This window comes from Sorangium sp. So ce375 (genome assembly GCF_051473855.1).
In the GTDB taxonomy this organism is placed as follows: Bacteria; Myxococcota_A; Polyangia; order Polyangiales; family Polyangiaceae; genus Sorangium.
Genome location: NZ_CP150335.1, coordinates 9672284 through 9691067 on the forward strand (window position 1 = coordinate 9672284; position 18784 = coordinate 9691067).

The 18784-nt window shown below is 69.9% G+C and carries 14 protein-coding genes; 6 read left to right on the forward strand and 8 right to left on the reverse strand.

What is annotated here, in order from left to right; genetic code table 11:
* Nucleotides 1-415: 415 nt before the first annotated feature.
* Nucleotides 416-988 (forward strand): hypothetical protein, encoded by a 573-nt coding sequence (locus WME90_RS36145; RefSeq protein ID WP_437276614.1) that lies wholly within the window; start codon nt 416-418, stop codon nt 986-988.
* 435 nt (nt 989-1423) lie between these two features.
* Here WME90_RS36145 and WME90_RS36150 read toward each other — a convergent pair whose 3' ends face one another.
* Both WME90_RS36150 and WME90_RS36155 read right to left on the reverse strand, forming a co-directional pair.
* Entirely contained in the window at nt 1424-3022 is a 1599-nt protein-coding gene (locus tag WME90_RS36150) for a DUF1552 domain-containing protein (RefSeq protein ID WP_437276615.1), read from the reverse strand.
* Between the two features lie 14 nt (nt 3023-3036).
* Nucleotides 3037-4578, reverse strand: a complete 1542-nt coding sequence (locus tag WME90_RS36155; RefSeq protein WP_437276616.1) for a DUF1592 domain-containing protein — start codon at nt 4576-4578, stop codon at nt 3037-3039.
* 1371 nt (nt 4579-5949) lie between these two features.
* Between WME90_RS36155 and WME90_RS36160 the strand changes: the two genes are divergently transcribed.
* Nucleotides 5950-6633: an FxLYD domain-containing protein gene (locus WME90_RS36160; RefSeq protein WP_437276617.1), complete on the forward strand. Its 684-nt coding sequence runs from the start codon at nt 5950-5952 to the stop codon at nt 6631-6633.
* A gap of 135 nt (nt 6634-6768) precedes the next feature.
* On the forward strand, nt 6769-8325 hold the full coding sequence (locus tag WME90_RS36165; protein WP_437276618.1) for a helicase HerA domain-containing protein: 1557 nt from the start codon (nt 6769-6771) through the stop codon (nt 8323-8325).
* A gap of 75 nt (nt 8326-8400) precedes the next feature.
* Here the strand turns inward: WME90_RS36165 and WME90_RS36170 are convergent, their stop codons facing one another.
* The 5 genes from WME90_RS36170 to WME90_RS36190 form a co-directional block, all read right to left on the reverse strand.
* Nucleotides 8401-10020: a serine/threonine protein kinase gene (locus WME90_RS36170; protein WP_437276619.1), complete on the reverse strand. Its 1620-nt coding sequence runs from the start codon at nt 10018-10020 to the stop codon at nt 8401-8403.
* 184 nt (nt 10021-10204) lie between these two features.
* Nucleotides 10205-11860: a DUF2254 family protein gene (locus WME90_RS36175; protein WP_437276620.1), complete on the reverse strand. Its 1656-nt coding sequence runs from the start codon at nt 11858-11860 to the stop codon at nt 10205-10207.
* 112 nt (nt 11861-11972) lie between these two features.
* The gene (locus WME90_RS36180) at nt 11973-13070 is read right to left on the reverse strand and encodes a hypothetical protein (protein ID WP_437276621.1); all 1098 of its coding nucleotides are present in this window, start codon (nt 13068-13070) and stop codon (nt 11973-11975) included.
* Between the two features lie 205 nt (nt 13071-13275).
* A complete protein-coding gene (locus WME90_RS36185; protein ID WP_437276622.1) occupies nt 13276-13611 on the reverse strand; it encodes a hypothetical protein in 336 nt (111 codons plus the stop codon).
* Nucleotides 13608-13883 carry a hypothetical protein gene (locus WME90_RS36190; RefSeq protein ID WP_437276623.1) on the reverse strand — a complete coding sequence of 92 codons (276 nt, stop codon included), beginning with the start codon at nt 13881-13883 and terminating at the stop codon, nt 13608-13610. Before WME90_RS36190 ends, WME90_RS36185 begins: the two co-directional genes overlap by 4 nt.
* Before the next feature lie 657 nt (nt 13884-14540).
* Here WME90_RS36190 and WME90_RS36195 point away from each other — a divergent pair.
* The 3 genes from WME90_RS36195 (at nt 14541) to WME90_RS36205 (ending at nt 17744) form a co-directional block, all read left to right on the forward strand.
* A complete protein-coding gene (locus tag WME90_RS36195) occupies nt 14541-15239 on the forward strand; it encodes a tetratricopeptide repeat protein (protein ID WP_437276624.1) in 699 nt (232 codons plus the stop codon).
* A 64-nt stretch (nt 15240-15303) separates the two neighbouring features.
* On the forward strand, nt 15304-16698 hold the full coding sequence (locus WME90_RS36200) for a protein-disulfide reductase DsbD family protein (RefSeq protein WP_437276625.1): 1395 nt from the start codon (nt 15304-15306) through the stop codon (nt 16696-16698).
* A gap of 116 nt (nt 16699-16814) precedes the next feature.
* The gene (locus tag WME90_RS36205) at nt 16815-17744 is read left to right on the forward strand and encodes a hypothetical protein (protein WP_437276626.1); all 930 of its coding nucleotides are present in this window, start codon (nt 16815-16817) and stop codon (nt 17742-17744) included.
* A gap of 38 nt (nt 17745-17782) precedes the next feature.
* Here WME90_RS36205 and WME90_RS36210 read toward each other — a convergent pair whose 3' ends face one another.
* Nucleotides 17783-18763, reverse strand: a complete 981-nt coding sequence (locus WME90_RS36210; RefSeq protein ID WP_437276627.1) for a hypothetical protein — start codon at nt 18761-18763, stop codon at nt 17783-17785.
* Nucleotides 18764-18784: the final 21 nt, after the last annotated feature.

Here is an 18784-nt window from a genome sequence, read left to right on the forward strand (position 1 = left end):
GATGGCGCCGTGCAGCCGCTCGCCTCGATAGCGCTCGACGAAGCACCCCCAGAGCGGCGGCCTTTTGCAAGCATTTTGACCATTGAGACAGGCTTGAACGCAACTGGCATGATTGTGACTCGGCGCGTACAGCATCCCTGTATGCGAGGGTGCCCGCCACAAACTGCTTGATTTTCGAGGCGCATTGCATCGCCCTACCCGCGCTGGATGGGCTGGATGGCCCCCGTCGCCTCGCTCAGCTCTTCCCGAGCGAGCCGCCAAGACCTACGGGCGACGTGCTCACAAAAGTTCGATCTCACCAAGATCCAGCCATCGGGCGCGCCTCGCCTCGAAGGCCCGAAGAACGAAGCCTTTCTCTTTGTTCGAGCGGTGAAGAGATCTATACTTTTCTCTCTAACCACTTTAATCGTGAGCCATGAAACTTCGACTCTCACACTTCGCTGCAGCAGCAATCGTCGCCACCCTGTCATCTCTTGCCGCCTGCTCCGATGACGAAACCACCGGCAGCTCGGAAACCGGAGGCACGACCACGGGTGGGTCTACCTCGAACGGCACGGGCGGGGATGGCTCCGGAGGGGATGGCGCTGGCGGGGGCACGACAGCGAGCACGAGCTCGACCTCCGCTGGAACGGGTGGTGGCGACCCAGCGGTCCCCGCAACCTTTGAAACGGTCCGAGCCGTCGTCGCGCAAACTGGCTGCGCCGATGCGACCTGCCACAACGGCGAGGCGAAGCCGACCCTCCAGGACGACGACGCCCTCTACGAGACCCTGACCACGTACATCTCCGAGGGCTGCGGCGACATTCCGGTCGTCACCCCCGGCAAGCCAGAAGAGAGCGCCCTCGTCAAGCTCATCAATGGCACCTGCGAGGGCGTCGAGCGCATGCCCAGGGGCTGCAACCCCGCGCCCGGCCCGGAAAACACCTGCCTGCCCCAGGCATACATCGACGCGATCGAGCAGTGGATCGCCGACGGCGCGCCCCAGTGAGCGGCTGATGCCTGGTGCGCGTGGGCCCTCGCCGCTGAGCTGACAACCAGCGCGCGTGGGGAAGACCACCGCCGGCATGTTCCTGGTTGCACCTCGTACCGTGACATCGGCGGTGAAGCCTCGTTAGAGCGCGGCGCATCTTCGTGCCCTACGGGCTCAGCCACGTCATTCGGCTCGCTCCGGCGTACTTTCGTACGCCCCACCCACCTGCCTAGCGGCTGAGCCCGCAATCACACGAATCTACACCATCCGGCGCGAGCCACCACGCGACCATCGCCCGCGAGCGGTTCGCTTCGATCCGGATGGTCTTCTGTGGTCGCGACCTTCCGTTGCAAGGTCGCGCCGCGTCGGGCGCACCAAGCAAAAGGCCCCTCCCGAGGGAGGGGCCTCTTTTTCATTATCGCTCAAGCCGGTAGACCCGGCACGAGCGAACGATCAGCCGTTCGCGCGAAGCGCCTTGAACTCGCCAGGGTCCTTGATGGACACTGGATTGTTCTCGCTGACGAAGAGCTTGGTGTCGTCGTGCTTGCCGAAGTGGGTCACCTCTGCCGTGCCGCCGATCTTCGGGAAGCCGTCGGCGCCCGCCTTCACCCCGATGGCGTTCAGCAGGTTGCAGAAGTACTTGTTGATCGGCTGCGTGGCGACATCCGGCGGAGTCCCCGTGCCGTCGATCGCGCCGAAGTCGAGCTTCGTCTGGCCCGGACCGCAGGCAGACTCGCTGTTACCGACGGACAGGTCAGCCTTGCCACCTTCGACGTTCACGGCCTGACCCACCTTGAAGTAGCCGCCGCAGCTCCCTGCCTGGAGGATCGGCAGGTTGTTGAGGTTGTGGCTGTTGCCGTCGGAGTCTTCCTGGAACCAGACGGTCGCGGTGTTGTCGAGGAGCTTCCCATCGCCTTCATCGATGCTGTCGAGCCGACCGACGAGGTAAGCGAACTTCTTCGCGTACCAGTCGTCGATCTCCGCGATCATATCGATGACACCAGCAAGGCAGTCACCGCCCATGTTGGCGTTGCCGATGCGGTGGGAGATGCCATGGGAGTCCTTCGTATGATTGATGCCGTCCCACTTGAACGTGAGGGTCCCGGGGAACTTCATGAAGATGACGCGGTTCTGGTCACAGATGGCCGAGAGCACCGCGAGGTCCATCATGATGTTCGTCGACTTCGACAGGTCGACGCCGAGGCCACCGCCTGACGAGGCCGCCTGCACGGACTGGGCCGTCAAGCCGAGCGCCTCTGCCTGGGCGGCGCTGCACTGGGCCCTGACCGTGTTCGTGGTCTGGTGGAGGAGGTCCTTCCAGTCGGACAGCCGCTGCTTGTCCGCCCGGCTCATGTCGAACCTCTCGAGGGTCTCCAGGTCCTCCCGCACGACGTCGATCACGCTCTTGCCGCGGGCCACCTTGTACGTATCCTGCGACACGGGGCCGCTCTGACCGAAGAGGCCCGTGAGGTTGTTGTAGATCGTCGTCGGAGACCCGATGCCCGGGAAGATCTGGCCGGGCTTGTCGTACGAGAAATTGGAGAACGAGTCCTGCCGCACCCCGCCGATCTGCATCAGGAGGGGAGCCGCGCCGTTGGGGTTGACCTGCTCCGCGGCGATGTGATCGAGCGATCGCCCGGTCGACTTCGCGTTGAACTTGTCGCTCTCCGGCGTCACCGGGTAGCAGGTGAAGTACGACCCCATGACCTGGCCGTGGGGGTCGTTGTTCTGGCCGTGGGTCCGCCCGAAGCTCCACTCGTTCATCGCCCGGATGCCGCGGGGCATCATCAGCTTCTTCGCGTAGGGAGCGAGGTGCTTGAGCGTCGTCGCCTCGTAATCGGCGGCGGTCAATTCGCCGTGGGACTTCTTCGGGAACCACCGGTTCGTGAGGCAGCCATAGTGCGTGAAGAGCACAATCAGCCGCTTCGGAGCCCCGCCGCCGGCCGACTGCGCCTCGGCGGAGCGCTCTGCGATAGAGCTCAGGAAAGGTGCAGCGACGACGGCTCCACCCAGGCCTCGGAGGAATACTCTTCGGTTAAGGTTCTTTGTCATGGTCGTATTCCTTCTCAGTTCCCGGAGGCGCGCAGGCGGAACGAGTCGGCCTGGGTAAGATCCGTAAGCAGATTGACGATAGTATAGCCGTCGTTGGACAGCTTGTCACTGAGCTGATCGACGTTGCAGGCGTCGTTCGTGTTCGGCACCCTTCGGCGGGCCCAGGAGACCCACTGCTCGGCATAGTGACGCTTGGCGATCTCACCAGCACCGAGCTCGGTCATCATCTCGATGGGTGTCGAGATCGTCTTGGTGTTGGTGTCGCTGAAGTAGACGTCGCCCGTCGCGTTGATGTCACCACCGAGCGGATCCTTCGTCTGCATCTTGCCGACGGAGTTGAACCTCTCGAACACGAAGCCCGGCGGGTTGACGAACTTGCTGTGGCATTCGACGCACCCCGACGGCGAGGTCAGAGCCTCGATGGCCTCACGCTCCGTGGAGAACGGGCCCGGGGGTCGCGGCGTCTGGTCCGCGCCGGGCGCCGGCTTCAGGGTGAGCCCGAGCACCCTGTTGGCGATGAACGCGCCCCGGAGGATCGGGCTCGTCGCGCCGTAGGACGAGTAGGAGCTCAAGAACCCAACGCGGGTCAGGAACCCCGGTCGCTCGTTCGGGTCGAGCTCCACCCGCTCCAGCTCCGCACCGTAGTCCGCGGCGTTGAGGCCATAGATCGGAGCGGTGTCCTTGTTGACGTAGGCGACGTTGCTCAGGAAGAGGTCCTTGAACGAACCACCATCGAACGCCACCTCCTCGAAGAAGGCGTCGATCTCGGCCAACATCGGAGCGACGATGTCCGCGGAATACTCGGGGAACTGGGTCGCGTCGTGCTCGACCGTCCCCCAGTGCGAACCATCGCGAATGTCCGCGTAAGCACGGTGGAACAGGGCCACGATCGGCGCCGTCTTGTTGCGGTCCTGGACCATCCGCTGCGCCTGCGCGAGGACCTGCTCTTTGCTGGTGAGCTGGTCAGCGTCAGCGGCGGTGTTCAAGGTGTCATCCGGAACGGAGCCCCAGAGCAGGAACGCTAGCCTCGACGCCACTTCGTGGCTGGAGAGCTTGATGGCGCCGTTCTCCGTGTCGTCCGCCAGCTCGGGGACCATGATGAACGAGGGCGAAGCGAGCATGGCGAAGAGGACGGCCTCGGCGACCTCTGCGGGCGTGCCCTTGGGCTCCAGCGAGTTGAACCGCATGAAGCGCTGCACATCTTCGTCCGTCACCGGGCGGCGGAAAGCCTTGCGGCCGAAATCGCGGATCGTCGACTCGAGGCACCCGGCCGCCGCCGGATCGCAGGAGATGAACTTGGACTTGTTCGGCCCGGCCATCACCTCGGCGGCAATGCCTTCGGCAGCCACGAGGTAGGAGTTCCAGGCGATGTCCGTCATGCTGCCCTCGAAGTCGGGCACGAGGAGCGAGGACGGCTTGCCAGTGGGGGCGCTCGGCAGGTTCGTCACGCCGAGCAGATCCCTCACCACCGCGTCGTACTCCCGGTTCAAGAGCCGGGGGATCTGGGACGTCGGCCAGATGCCGGGGGTGCAGACATCCGGGTCGCCCGGGTCCACGACCTCTCCTCCGCTCCCCGTGCTGCCGGAGCCGCCAGAGGTCTCCCCGCCGCTGGAGGTCCCCGGTTCACCGCCGGGCGCTATCTCGCCAGTGCAACCAGCGAGGAAGGTTAATGACGTGAAAAATGTTGTCGTACCAATGTACGCTAGTTGCCGCAGCGTTCGCATGACCTCACTATTCCCGGCCCGCGCCGGAGTGATCATGGGAGCGGAGCAAAAGCGATGGCTGAGCCGAAGGTTGCCATCCGCGAGATCACGCGCGTCTGGCCGACCGTTTCCTTTGGCGACGTCATAGTGAAACGCCGGCGTACGAGCCGCGCGCTGATGCCCTCTTCGACCTCGACAAGCTGCGCGATGCGCCTGGACGCCGAGTCCCATGCTGTAACGCGATGCTCGCGGGCGACTGCGGGGACCGCCAAGCGCGTCATTGCGACGCGGTGCGGCGGTGCGGTCGGTGACGTAAGCACCCTTTCCTTGGCCACCTCGTTGAGCGCGACCGCGCGGAGTGGAGGGGACAACGGGAGCGGAGCATCGATCACCGGTGTCGAGCGACCGGTCGCGGCTGTTAATGAGTGATCTACCCGAGCTCGCCCGGCCGCGAGAGGCCGGCGCTTCTTGCGCGAACACACGCCGCTCACGAATCCAGCAGACCCCCAAATGTGCAGCCATGACATTCTGAGGCTCGAGTCATTCGTGGACAACGCGCTGCATTACCCAGCGTGGGGCTACCGCGCCCATAGCGTCGTGACCGGTCAGGGTGGTCGTCTGCGGCGCGGAAAGCAGGATTGGCTCGCGAGATCGTCGATGAGGTTCGAGTGAAGAGCGCGGCCCTCGCTTCATCCGGGGCCTTCATGAAGGCAGGCGCGCAGAGCCGCTCAACCGCGATGTGGCTCGAAGATGTGCGGGTACTTGCCGGGCGCGCTTCGAATCGCTCGTCGAGGTAATCCGCGCGACGGCCGCCGGGGACACGAGGACTGCCGTGGCGGAGAACTCGGGTGTCGTCATGCGTCATGGTGGATTGAAACGCTCCTGGTCCAAGCTCCAGATAGTTAGCGCTTGCCTGTGGGACGGCGTGACGCTACGTAAGGTTTTTGTAAACACATTTTCCGTGTCCTCGCCCTCCGCGCAACGATGCAATCGAATTCCTTCATCGTCATTGGGGCCATCGCTCTTGTCCTCCCTCTCGGGTGCTCGGGCGGCACTCCAGAGGATGGGGCGGGCACCGGCGGGCACGGGCACGGCAGCGGTGGGAGCACCGCCCCTGGCGGCGCGGCAGGGACCGGTGGAGTCCTCCTGCCAGCCGGCGGAACCGCGAGCAGCGGCGGCGAGGCGGGAGCTGGATCGAGCGGCTCGGAGACGGGCTCGGGCGGGATGGGCGGGGGCCGCGGCGAGGGCCTGCGTTTCGTGCCGGAAGGTTTGTCCAACACCGAGATGGACGAGGAAGGCGCGGGGCTCACGCTGGTTGCCTTCACCCTGGCGCAGGGGGCGACCGGACCCGAGCTCTACGCCGCTGTCAGAAATGACGGGGAGACGCCATCCTGCGACGCCGGCGTGATGTTTTACTTCATCGACAAGGCCGATCAGCTCGTCACGACCTGGGGCGGTAGCTTGCTGAGTGGTCGGCTGTATCGTGTGAACGACGGCTCCGGCGCGATCATCCCGTGCATCGCCCCGGGCGAGATCGCGATGACTGGCTCAACGGATCTCCCGGACGAGCTCGTGATCGAGGAGCTCGGGTATCTGACCCACAGGTTTCCGGCCTTCGCGGTGGACATCGTTCCTGTCGACGCCATCGCCGTCAGTGAGGTGCAGATCGTCAGCAGGGCCGCCGGGGGCGCGTACACCGGCACGCTCGAGAACAGGCTCGATGCGGCGGTGAGCGACGCCAAGGTAACGGTCTTTCCGGTGAATCGAGTCGGACGGCCGCTCGGCATGGCGACGAGCAGCGCAGCTGCTGACATTCCCCCCGGCGGGACCTGGACCTTCGAGACGACCACCGTGGACGACCTCGGCGTCGACTATGTCGTGGTTCCGACGGTCTCGATCCCGCCTTAGGGTCGCGGAGAGGTCCGGCACGCCCCCTGGCCTTGAAAGCCGCCGCGATACTGCCGTCGCCTCCCGCGCGTCCGCGCGCTCGCCTACAGTCCACCGCCGAGCGCGCCGACCCCACCCCCGACCCGAAGCGACCCAGTGAGCCCCATCCTCTCCCTGTGCGACGGCTACCAGCTCGACCTCTCCGACTACGCGCGCACCGGGCTGCGCGTCGGCATCTGGGCCTCCTCCGGCCGGGGCAAGAGCTTCGGCGTCGGGGTCCTCTGCGAGGAGCTGCTCGCGGCCGGCATCCCCGTCGTGGCGATCGATCCCGAGGGGGAGCTCTATACGCTGCGCGAGCGGTTCCGCCTCCTCGTCCTCGGCGGCGCCCACGCGGACCTGCCGATGCCCTCCGGCGAGCGCGCGGTGGAGCTGGCGCTCACGAGGGTGCTCGATGAAGGGCTCGGCCTCGTCGTCGACCTGTCGGATCAGCCGACGAACCGCGCCCAGCAAGAGGCCGCGCTCCCGTTCCTCGAGCGGCTCTGGGTCCTCCTGTCGGAGCGCCGCGCCCCGACGGCCGTCGTGATCGAGGAGGTGCACATCTTCGCGCCTCAATCGGGCGCGTCGCTCACGTCCGATATCCTGCACCGGTTCGCCAAGCAGGGCCGCAAGCGCGGCGTCCTCCTCGTCGTCGCCAGCCAGCGCACGCAGGCGGTCTCGAAGGAGCTCATGAGTCAGCTCAATTTCTCCGCGATCGGCGGCTTCGAGATCGAGCGCGACTACGACGCGGTGAAGGCGCTCGTCGACGGGCACACGTTCGAGGAGTTCCGCGCGCTCCCGGCCGGCGAGTTCTTCCTGCCTGCCGCCGGGCGATTCGAGCGCTGGCGCGCCCGCCACACCGCCCACGGCGGCGAGGCGCCGAGCTGGACCGGGGAGGCCGGCGATGTGCCGCGCGCCGCGGACGCCACGCTGAGCACGCTCATCGACGAGCTGCGCGAGGCGCTCGCCGCCGAGAGCGCGAGCCAGCGCGCCCCGGATCCGAGCGCCGCGCTGCGGGCTGAGATCCGCCGCCTCCAGCAGCAGCTCGCCCGCGCCGACGAGGCGCGCAGAGCCGCCGAGGCCGAAGCCGAGCGGCTGCGCACCGCGCTCCAGGTGGCCGGCGTCGTCAAGGTGGTGATCCAGCGCGAGATCGTGGCGCGCGCTGGCCAGGACGAGGTCGCGCAGGCGCCGCCGGCTCCGGCGCCGCGCGCGCCGGCAGCTCCCGCTCCGCGCGCCCCCGCGGCCCCCGCGTCCGGCGCGCCCATGGACCGCACCCCGCAGGCGCCCGCGCTCCCGCCGGCTGCGGCGCCGGGCGGCGCGGCCGTGAAGGTCATCGCGAAGCCTGCCTCCCCGTCGCTCCGGGATCTCGCGATGCCGGCCAGCGCGGTGCTCGAGGTGCGCGGCGTCAAGCAGATGGTGAGCGCCGCGAGGAGCCACGCGCGGCGGCGATCTCCCCGATCGGTGGCGCACGTCGCGCTGGCCGCGAAGCTGCTCGTCCGCGGCGCGGCGCTGACCGCGGAGGAGCTCGCGGCCCGCGGCGGCTCGCGCAGCCAGATCGAGATCCGGCGCGCCGCGCACGCGCTCGCGGCGCTCGCCCACGCGGGCTTCGCCGCGCTCCAGGGCGGCCGTCACGCGCTCAACGAGGCGGCCATACTCCGCGCCATCCAGGGCGGCTGACGAGGGGCGGCTCCGAGCCGAGCCCCTGGCGGTCGCCCAGGCGCTCGCGCCGCGCAGCGAGCAGCACGAGCTCTGCTAGCAGCCGGAGACGAAGATCAGGCGGATCGTCGCGAGCGTCCCGAGCACGAACAGCCCCGCATAGAAGATCGTCCGCTTGCGCCGCAGCTGCTCGGCGCTGAGCCCCGCGGCCGCGGGCTCCTCGCCAGGCGCGACCTCCCCGCCGGTGCGCACGGCGGGCACCGCGATCCGCTCGCCGGCTGCCGGCGGAGCGCTCGCTCCGAGCGGCCTGCTCGCGGCGAGCGGCCCGCCCGCTCCGGAGGGTCTGCCCGCAGCCGGCGGAGCGCTCGCTCCAGGCGGCTTGCCCGCAGCCGGCGGAGCGCTCGCCGTGGATGCCACGCCGCCCGCGGCCTCGGCCCGCCCTCCCTGGAGCTCGGCCTCCGGCGTGGTCGGCATCGCGTGCAGGCGCGGGCGCTGCGGCACATCGTCCGGGCCGTCGAAATCGAGGTACTGCACCGAGAGCGATCCCATCGCGGCGCCGAGGGGGAGCGGGGCGTCGCTCCGGCCCGCCGCAGGCACGCTGCGCCGCTCATCGGGCGATGATGGACGGACCGACCTGCGATCGGCGGCCGCAGACGCCGACGGCTTTCGCGCGAGGCCCGGCGAGCTCTGTCTGGGCGAGCTCTCCGGAGGGAGCGACGGCGAGGCGCGGCAGCCGGGCCCGCTCAGCGAACCTGTCCTCGCGATGTAGGCCTCGACGTGCCCCTTCAGCTCGCTCCGGGCCTCCTGCTCGGCGCCGTGCCCCATCTCGCAGAGCACGCGATCCAGCTCGCCGGCCAGCCTGCCCGCGCTGGCGGTCCGCTTCTCGACGGAGAACTCGGTCGCCGCGTCGAGCGCATCCGAGAGCCGCGAGCCCAGGTCGGGCAGGAGCTCGCGCGCGCGAGGGATCGGCATCGACGCGACGCCCATGATCAGCTGTCGCTGCGTCTCGGCCTTGCGCACCCGGCTGCCGAGCAGCGCCTCCAGGAGCGTGATCCCCAGGGAGAACACGTCCGCGCGCCCGTCGAACGGCTCCCCGCGCGCCTGCTCCGGAGGCATGTACGGGAGCTTCCCCTTGAACACGCTGGTGTCGGACTGCTCGTCCGCGAGGCCCGGTATCCGCGCGACCCCGAAGTCGGTCAGGCAAACGCGGCCCTCCCGCCCGATCAGGATGTTGGACGGCGAGACGTCGCGGTGGACGACCGCATAGCTCTCCCCGTCGTCCTCGCACAGGCCGTGCACCGCCTCGAGCGCCCTCGCTATCTCCCGGCCGAGGTAGGCCACGGCGCGCGGCGAGAACACGCCCACCTTCTTGAGCACGCGATCGAGGGCGGGGCCGTCGACGTAGTCGAGCGCGAGGTACACCGAGCCCTCGAATTCCCCGAACTCGATCAGCCGGACGACGTTCGGGTGATCGAGCCGCGCGATCACCAGGGCCTCGGCGAAGAACGACTCCCTCGCGCTGGCGCCGAGCCCTGGCCTCGCGACCAGCCGCTTCAGCGCGACGTGGCGCCGGAGCTCGGGAGGCCCCTCCTCGGCGAGCCACACCTCCCCCATCCCGCCCTTGCCCAACATCCGGATGAGCCGGTACTTGCCGGCAAACAGCTCCGGCGGAGGATCGGACTCGGCGTTCTTGCGACGCGGGCGGGAGGCGGACATCTCGTGGTGCGCAGCGCTCGATCTCGACTCCGTCGAGGCTAGCCCTCCTGCTCGGGGTGGAGAGGGTGCAAGCAAGGCATGCCCGATCCTACCGCCGCCCGCGCGCCGCAGGAATCGTCGCGTCGATGCCCGGCGCAGATCCAGCCTGCGTGGACTGCGTCCCGCCTCACCGCGAGGGCGCCGCTCACTCCTGCGTGTGCTCCTCGCGGATCGGCTCCCGCATGGTCGTCGCCGGGAACCACTCGAAGAAGCGGTGGATGAGCTGGCGCCGCTCGGGCTCGATGTACTCGAACAAGGCGCCCCGGTCGCTGATCTCCCAGAACTCGCTGCTCGTCACGGCCAGGAGCTCCGCGCGGATGGAGCGCAGCCTGTCGGGCCGCTCGTCGCGCATGTCCCGGTAGATCTTCCGCGCGAGCCCCTCCTCGCCCTTCTGCAGGTAGTACGTGGCGAGCTTGACCTGCGCCTTGCGGACGCCCCGGAGCGACGGCTCCTGCTGATCGAGCTCCGCTTCCTTGTCCACCTCGAGGAAGAGCTGGAGCAGCTCGTCCCGGGCAGGTGCGTGCAGGTCGTAGGCGAGCTCGTTGACCACGCAGAGATCGAACGCGACGGTCTCGGTGAGGAACGCGAGCCCCATCGCGTGCGCCGTCTGCGCGTAGTACTTGAAATGACGCGCGATCTCGAGGACCTGATCCCCCCAGCCCGCCTTGAGCAGCTCCTCCGCGAGGTAGCGGTACTGGTTCAGGTTGTTGTAGGCGGCGGCGATGTCCTTCGCGTTGAGCGACCGGCGCATGTAGGTGTTGAAGAACTTCACCACGACCGCGACGGCCGCCCTGTCTCCAGCGGCGATGGCGGTCTGCCCGATGTAGCGCGTGTCGATCGCGATGCGCGTGATGAGGTCGGGCATCGCCGTCAGCGCCTCGCGATAGACCATCAGGAACTGGCGGAGCGCCTTGTACTCGAGCCAGGTCCGCGCGGTCGAAAGCTTGCCGAGCGCCTCCGCGTTCATGCTCACGAAGTCGGTGTCCTTCGCGAGGCGATCGCGGATCTGGAACCACCGCGGATCGAGCGTCGCCTTGTGGGGCAGGTACGCGACGACGAGCTCCGACAGCGAGTCGATCGTCTTCGACGCGATCCCCTTGTCCTTCTGGTCGATCGCGTTGAGCGCCACGTCGGCGAGGTGCTCGAGCGACGAGAGCGCCGTCACCCGCCGCTCGTCGACCTCGGCGTCGCCCTCTCCGCCCGCGGGGCGCAGCGCCTGCTCGATGCCGCTCTTCTTGATCCGCCGGACCACGTTGTCGGGCTCGACGAAGTCGAACACGTACCCGAAGTAGGGCGCCATCATGAGCAGGCTCGCGGTGAGCAGCGCCATCGTGACGAGGACGCCGTACGCGGGGACGAAGGTGTCCTCGATCGAGCCGCCCCCGCCGACCCGGATCGAGAAGTTGACCCACAGCGAGAACACCGCGCTGACGACGAAGAAGCCCATCACGACCATGTTCGTCCGGTCGCGGAAGAACATCTCGGTGATCCGCGGCGTGTAACGGTTCGCGGCGAGCTGCACGATGATGGACGCGACCGTGATGACGATGCCGAGGATGGCGGCGATGACCTCGCCGATGCCGCCCATGATGTGCTCGGCGTCGCTCGGCGACATGCGCGCGAACACTTCCCAGAGCGAGAGGTGCGCGTTCTCGTATCGCGCGACGTCGAGCAGGTGGACGATGGTGAGGGTCGCCATGCTGACGCCCAGGAGATACGACATCGGCCGCAGCCAGACGCGGGCCACGGCCACGCCCCTGTGGCGCTGTCCGTCGGCGTCGTCGGTCCGATCCGGTCTCATCAGGTGACCGCCGCTCGGTCGACCTGCTGGCCGACCCGCTTGCCCGCCCGCTCCACGCGCCTGCCCCCCACGCACCTGCTCCACGCGTCCGCCACGCCAGGCGGCAGCCCGGCTACTTCTTCTCCGGGGGGCTGTCGAGATCTTCCGCGAGGTAGCTGAGGATCACCTCGTCGAGCGATTTCTCGCTGATCAGATCCTCACCGAAGATCGAAGCCCCCTCTGCCGGCCGGTTTGTGGCGAAGATGCTGGCCGGGCGCGAGGCCGCGTAGCGGCCGGAGCCCGGGCCGCCCGAGAAGTGCTCGACCGCGACCTGGGGCGCAGGCGGCGCGACGGGCTGCTCGGGGTGGACGTTGCTGTAGACCCCGGCGCCGGAGGCGGCGGACTCCGCTCGCCGTCCGATCACCGACGCGGGCGGCGGCGGGAGGTCCTGGATCTGCTGAAAGAACGGCGTCTGCGCCTCGGCTGCGGCGCGCTCCAGCGCGTCGAGATCGAGATCGATGGAAGGCTCGGGCTTGATCTCCGCGGGCGACGCCGGGCGCACGGCCCTGCCGGCGAGCGGGCTCGCCGCGCGCCCGCTGCCGAGCGCCTGGAGCGCGACCGGATCGAGCTCGAGCCGGGGGCGCGAGCTGGCCGAAGCGGGCGCCGGCTCGACCGCCGGAGCGCGCGGCGGCGCTGCCACGGGCGCGGCCGCCGGCCTGGCGGGCTGCGCGGCGGGCCTCGGCGCCGGCGTCGGCGCGGCGGCCGGAGTCGGCGCGGCGGCCGCCTTCGGGCGCGGCGGCGCCTCGGGCGTGAGGGGCCTGGACGGCGGCGGCGGCTTCGGCGCACCCGTCACTTCGGGCGACGACGGCGTCGACGCCCGCGCGGGCTTGCTCGCCTCGGGCTGAGACGACGCGGCGGCGGCGGCGCCTCCAGACATGGGCGGGGCTGCGCTGTCGTCGAAGAGGTAGTCGAAGTGACCGTCGCGCAAGGCGATGAACATCGCCTTGTGCTGCTCCTTCATGAGGCCGCGAACCGTCTCCGCGAGCGAGTCCTGACCGACGTGCTCCGCGTACGAGGTCTTCGTGGTCTTGAGGATGCGCCCGCCGTCGGCGAAGAGGTGCGTGATGATGTGAGGATGGCGAATGCCCGAGTCCTCAGTCTGTATGTGGAACAACCGCCCCTTGTGCCGGACGTTGTTGTTGAAGCCGAGCAAGGGCGACGGGGCTTTCACGACAGGCAATCCGAGGGTGGGGAGGTGAGGAGATCGCGCCAGCGGGGAGCGCTCGCCACGGCCGAGACTATCACAGCGCGGCGCGCCCGGAACGATTCGCAGCGTACCGGCGTTTCTTCACGTCCATCCGCACGTCCCTCCGCCGTTTCTCCGCGGTAGGGGAGCATGTCGGGGCTGGTCCTCCGCGGACCGCGCGCCGGTCGTGTCAGGGCAGACAGCGCTCCAGGTCGTCCGCAGTACCCGCCTGGAGGGCGCACGCCACCTCCGCCTGCGTGAGGTCGGCCTCGCAACGGACGAAGCCGCGCTGCCCGGTGGCCTGGCGCGCCATCGCCGTCCTCGCAGCCACCTCGGACGCAGCGGGCGCGGGGTTGGCCGCGCGCAGGACGAGCTCGACATACCGATCGAGGAGCGCGGCGCACGCCTCGGCGGACGGGCGAGGAGCGGCGCGGCGGAGCGCGGCGCGCCCCGCGAGGACGCCGATCACGAGCAGGACGATGGCCAGGGTCGCCAGGACGTCGACGCGGGTCGCGGGGCGCGTCACTCCAGACACTTATCGACCTGCTCCGGGGTCGTTGCCTGCCGGACGCACCCCATCGCGGAGTCCGTGATGCGGCGCCCGACGCACCTGTCGATGAGCTCCTTGCCGCGCGCGTCCCGCACCGCCGCCGTGCGCTCCTCGACGATCTTCGGGTCGACGACGTTCTGGGCCCGGAGCTCGATCTCGGCGCTCCTCCGGAAGATGGCCTCGCACTCGTCGCGGCTCGCCGGGTGCCCGCACCCGGCCAGAAGCGGCAGGCCGGCGAGCAAGGCCAAGCATGGCGCGGGCCAGGACCTGAGGAGGACCCGACCCAGGTTGAGGACCCGACCCAGGTTGAGGACCCGACCCAGGTTGAGGACCCGACCCAGGTTGAGGACCCGACCCAGGTTGAGGACCCGACCCAGGTTGAGGACCCGACCCAGGTTGAGGACCCGACCCAGGTTGAGGACCCGACCCAGGTTGCCGGAGACCGTGGAGACGGAATACCGACTCCTTAGAAGGGAAGTTGAGCCAGGACGGCGACGCATGGCGGCGACGATGGCGCTGCGCTCGATGGGGCGCAACCTGGTCCAGCCGAAGCCGACAGCCCGCAGCAGCACACGACCAGCCCCAGCCGGCAGCCCGCTGTCGCCTCCAGCCAGCCCCAGCTCCCATCTGGCCCGAGTCAAGATGGAAACGTCGCGTCTTGCTGGAACGCGTGTGCAGGTCTGTTAGGATTCCTTTCTGTGCGCAAGGCGAGCGAGCACGGTGACAGCGTGGGCGGCGCTCGATCCGTCCGTACGGGCTCTGGGGGTACGCGGCGACGCACGAAGCCGACGGCGCAGTCCGTTGCGGGCAGCGGGGATGACGCTGGCCGCGATGCCCCACGAGAGAAACGGCCGAGCAATGCGCCGCGACGGCGCGCCCCCGCTGCGGCGCTGACCGCGGAGGAGATGCTGCGGCGCGCGCTGGGCGCCACGACGCCGCGGTCGCGCGCGATCTGGGCGCGGCGCGGCCTGTCGCTCCGGGGCCCGCTCGACAGGACGACGCAGGCCATGCTGCTGCGGCAGCTCTACCTCGCGTATTTCGAGACGCGCCGCTTCGAGCGGGCAGCCCAGGTGGCAGAGCAGATCCTGGCGCTCGGCGTGCTGCGCGACGTCGCCCACCAGGACGCGGCGCGGGCAAAGCAGGCCCTCGGGGACATCGATGGCGCCGTGGGGCACCTCCGGCTGGCGGCGCGCACGGGGCCGGCGAGCCGGAGGGCGTTCCACTGGTGGACCCTGGGGAGCGTGTATCACCTGGCGCGCCGGTACGACGAGGCGATCGGCGCGCTCACGCGCGCGGCGCGCTGGGGCACGCGGGACAAACCGCTCTACCAGGGGCACCTCGCCGTCGTGCAGTGCGAGAGCGGCAAGGCGGTGGAGGGGCTCGGCGCGCTGATCGATCGGCTCTCGGAGGTGCCAGCGGGCCAGGGTTACGGCCGGTTCGTGCTCGGGCAGATGGCTTACTTCGACCATCGCTGGGACGAGGCCAAGAAATACCTGGAAGCCTTCGTCCAGCGGAGCACGTCGGGAAGGGCCGTGGTCGCGATCGCGCTCGGCGCCGAGATCGAGGCAGCGCGCCGGACGCTGGCGTCCCTCGCGGAACGCTGACGCCGACGTGAACGGACGGCGGCGCGCCGCACGACCGCGATCGCTTTGCTATAGAACCTTCGTGATGACCGCTTCGACTCGTTTCAAGGGAAGCGCCGGCGCCGCGCCGGCGGGTGTCCGACGCGGCGCGCTCTCGGCGCTGGTCGCGCTCGCAGCGCTCGCGTCCCCGGCGATCGCGCTGGCCGGCGATCAGCGCGACCTCTTCACCCGCGGTCTGGAGGCAGGCCCGCTCTTCGCGGCGCTCGCCGCGCTCGCGGGAGGCCTGCTCACGTGCCTGACCCCCTGCGTGTACCCGATGATCGCCATCACGGTGAGCATCTTCGGGGCGCGGGAGGCGAAATCCCGGCGGGAGGCGATGCTGCTCTCGACGAGCTTCGTGCTCGGGATCGTCGTGCTCTTCACCACGATGCTCGTGGTCGCGGCGCTCACCGGCAGCCTGTTCGGCAGCGTGCTCTCGAACAGGTGGGTCATCGTCGGCATCGCGGCGGTGTTCACCGCGCTCGCGCTGTCGATGTTCGGCGCCTTCGAGATGACGCTGCCGGACACCCTGATGCAGCGGCTCTCGCAGGTCGGGGGCATCGGCTACGGCGGCGCCTTCCTGCTCGGGCTGGTGAGCGGCCTCGTCGCCGCGCCGTGCACCGGGCCCGTCCTCACCGGCATCATCCTCTGGATCGGGAAGACCCAGAACGTCGGCCTCGGCGCGCTGGTCGGCGCCACCTTCTCCCTCGGGCTCGGCCTGCCGTTCTGGCTGGTCGGCGCGTTCGCGTTCGCGCTGCCGAAGGGCGGCAAGTGGATGCTGGGCGTGAAGTCGTTCTTCGGGATCGTGATGATGGTCGTCGCGCTCTACTTCCTGAAGACGACCTTCCCGTCGCTGTCGTGGCTCGCGCAGCCCACGCCGCAGTTCATGGCCGCCATGGCGGGCCTCGTCGCGCTCGGCCTCGCGCTCGGCGCGGTCCACCTGTCCTGGGACGACGGCGGCGCCGGCGTGAAGGCCCGCAAGGGGCTCGGGATCGCGCTCACCGTGACCAGCAGCTTCCTGCTCGTCGCGAGCCTGGATCTGCCGAGGCTCACCTCGCCCGTCCCGTCGGCGGTGGCCGGCGAGGCCGCGTCGCCGCAGCTCACGTGGCTGCACGAGGAGCCGGTGGCCGTCTCGAAGGCGAAGGCGGAGGGGCGCCCGCTGCTCGTGGACTTCACCGCGGAGTGGTGCGGCGCCTGCAAGCAGCTCGCGAAGGAGACCTTCTCGGATCCCCGTGTCATGGCCAAGGCGGCGCACTTCGTCGCGGTCAAGGTCGACGCGACGGACGACGAGGATCCGCAGATCGACGCGGTGAAGGGCAAGTACAAGGTCGTCGGCCTGCCCACGGTGGTGCTGTACGACTCCACCGGGGCCGAGCGGAAGCGCTTCAACGACTTCGTCGGCCCGGACGTGTTCCTGGCCGCGATCGAGGGTATCCAGTAGCGCGCTGCGCCTGGCAGCAGCGCGCCGCACACGCCGTCGGCATGGCCCCGGACGACCGAACTCCGCGAGGATGGAGCGGCGAGCGCCATGCCCCGCGCGGCCAGGCCACCACGAACATGCGCTCCTTCCTGCTCGCCGCCCTCGCGCTCTGCGCCTTGCTCATCGCCGGCTGCGGCGCTCCGGGGCCCACCACCGGGACCGTGGTGTTCGGGGTGACGAGCGAGCTCCGTCCAGGCGCCGACATCGACCTGCTGCGCGTCGTCCTGCGGGCCGGCGGAGACGTGCTCCACGAGGACGCGCTGGCGCAGAAGAACGGGCAGCTGTTCTTCCCGAGGGAGTTCTTCTTCCGCGATCTCGAGGACGGCACGGCCGTGGAGATCTCCCTGGAGGCGTTCGGAGCGGAGGACGCCGAGAGGCCGCTGCTCGCCCGCACCGCGTCGACCCGGGTGATCGGCGGCCGCACGCTGCTGCTCCGGGTGCGCCTCGAGCGGGAGTGCGTCGTCGCGCCCGGGGCGGCCACCTGCCCGGCGCCGCAGACCTGCGTGGCCGGCGGCTGCAGCGGCCCCGACGTGGATCCCCGGCAGCTCGAGCCCTACAGCGCCTCGTGGAACACGGACGCCGAGCCGGACCTCTGCAAGCCGGCCTCCGGGGGCGATCCCGTCGTCGTCGTCGGGCAGGGGCAGGCCGACTACTTCCCGCTCGAGGATCTCGACGAGGTCCAGGTGGAGGCGGGACCTCAAGGCGGCTACCACATCTTCGTCGCCATCCGGCTCAAGAACCTCCGCCGCTCCGGCTCGCTCACCGTGGTGAACGGCCTCGTGCCCGAGCTCGGCTATGCGATCGAGCCGCTCGAGGTCATCTTCACCCTGGATCCTGACGAAGGCGGCTTCTGCAAGCTCGCCGGGCTGCGGTTTCGGCTGGATGGCGAGCGGAAGATCGAGGAGCTGCTCGGCAAGGTCGTGGAGGTCGAGGTGACGGTCACCGATCCCGACGGGGACGTCGGGACCGGCAGGCGCGCGGTGACGCTCTCGCAGACGATCCTCTAGCCCGCAGACGCCCTGCGCGGGCGGAGAGGCGCCCTGGCTCACTCGTGCGCGGCACGCCACCGCGTCATCCAGCCGCCGGTGAGCAGGTCGAGGGACGCCTCCCCCTCGAGCGCCGCGAGCGTCGCGGCGCGGTGCTCCTCGGGGCTCTGGCCCGGATCGGCCGAGAGCGCGACGGCGCGCTGCCACGCGAAGAGCAGCTCGAGCACGCGCGCCGTGAGCTTCGTTTGCAGCTCGGCGCGCTCGCGGCGGAGGCGCTCCAGGGCGATCTCCTCGTCGGCGAAGACCAGGCGGTCGAGCCGCCAGGTCGCGCGCGCCTCGAGCCAGAGGCTCGTGCCGCCGGAGGCCGTCCTCCGCGCCGGATCGTACTCGGTGGGCGCCAGGTTCTCCGCCTCGTCGACGAGGCGCGAGACGCGGAGCCGGAGCTCCGGGAAGAGCGACGCCGTCCGGGCGCGCGACGCGATCGCGTCGATGCGCGCCTCGGGATCGAGGAGGCGTGATCGCCGAAGCGCCGCCTCGACGATCGCGCGGGCCATCGCCGGCGTGACCCGGACCGGCACCGGGAGCGGCTCGGCTTCGGCTGGCGGTGCGGGCGGAGGTGGCTCCGGGAGCTCGATCGCCGCCGGCGCGCCGGGCGGGCTCGGGGTCGGGGGGGCAGGCTTCAGCCGAGGCGCTGCAGCTTCGGCGACGGCGGAGGGTGGAGAGGGCGCGCCGGGGCGGGCGGAGAGCCGCTCGAGGGGGATGCTCGCGAGCAGCATGCCGGTGAGGGAGCGCTCGCCGCCTTCGAGCCGAGCGATCCCGAGCTCCACCGCGAGCCAGAGCGGCTGCGCGCTGCCCGGAGACGGAGCCCAGAGCTCGTGGGGCGCGGTGTCGAGGCGATCCACGCGCGGGTCGAGCGCCGTGGGCTCGTCATCGAAGGGGAGCTCGGCGCGGGCCTGCGGCGCGAAGAGGGCGCAGGCGATCGCGCCGAGGAGGAAGAGAACGGAGCTTGCTCTTGCTGTAGATCGTTGGTTCGGGTGCACGCGAGGTGGGTCGACCGCCCC

Bases quoted from the DNA above. Each gene is read 5' to 3' on its own strand.
- WME90_RS36145 (WP_437276614.1), top strand. From the start codon at position 416: ATGAAACTTCGACTCTCACACTTCGCTGCAGCAGCAATCGTCGCCACC.
- WME90_RS36150 (WP_437276615.1), bottom strand. From the start codon at position 3,022: ATGACAAAGAACCTTAACCGAAGAGTATTCCTCCGAGGCCTGGGTGGA.
- WME90_RS36160 (WP_437276617.1), top strand. From the start codon at position 5,950: ATGGGCGGGGGCCGCGGCGAGGGCCTGCGTTTCGTGCCGGAAGGTTTG.
- WME90_RS36170 (WP_437276619.1), bottom strand. From the start codon at position 10,020: ATGTCCGCCTCCCGCCCGCGTCGCAAGAACGCCGAGTCCGATCCTCCG.
- WME90_RS36175 (WP_437276620.1), bottom strand. From the start codon at position 11,860: ATGAGACCGGATCGGACCGACGACGCCGACGGACAGCGCCACAGGGGC.
- WME90_RS36195 (WP_437276624.1), top strand. From the start codon at position 14,541: ATGCTGCGGCGCGCGCTGGGCGCCACGACGCCGCGGTCGCGCGCGATC.
- WME90_RS36200 (WP_437276625.1), top strand. From the start codon at position 15,304: ATGACCGCTTCGACTCGTTTCAAGGGAAGCGCCGGCGCCGCGCCGGCG.
- WME90_RS36205 (WP_437276626.1), top strand. From the start codon at position 16,815: ATGCGCTCCTTCCTGCTCGCCGCCCTCGCGCTCTGCGCCTTGCTCATC.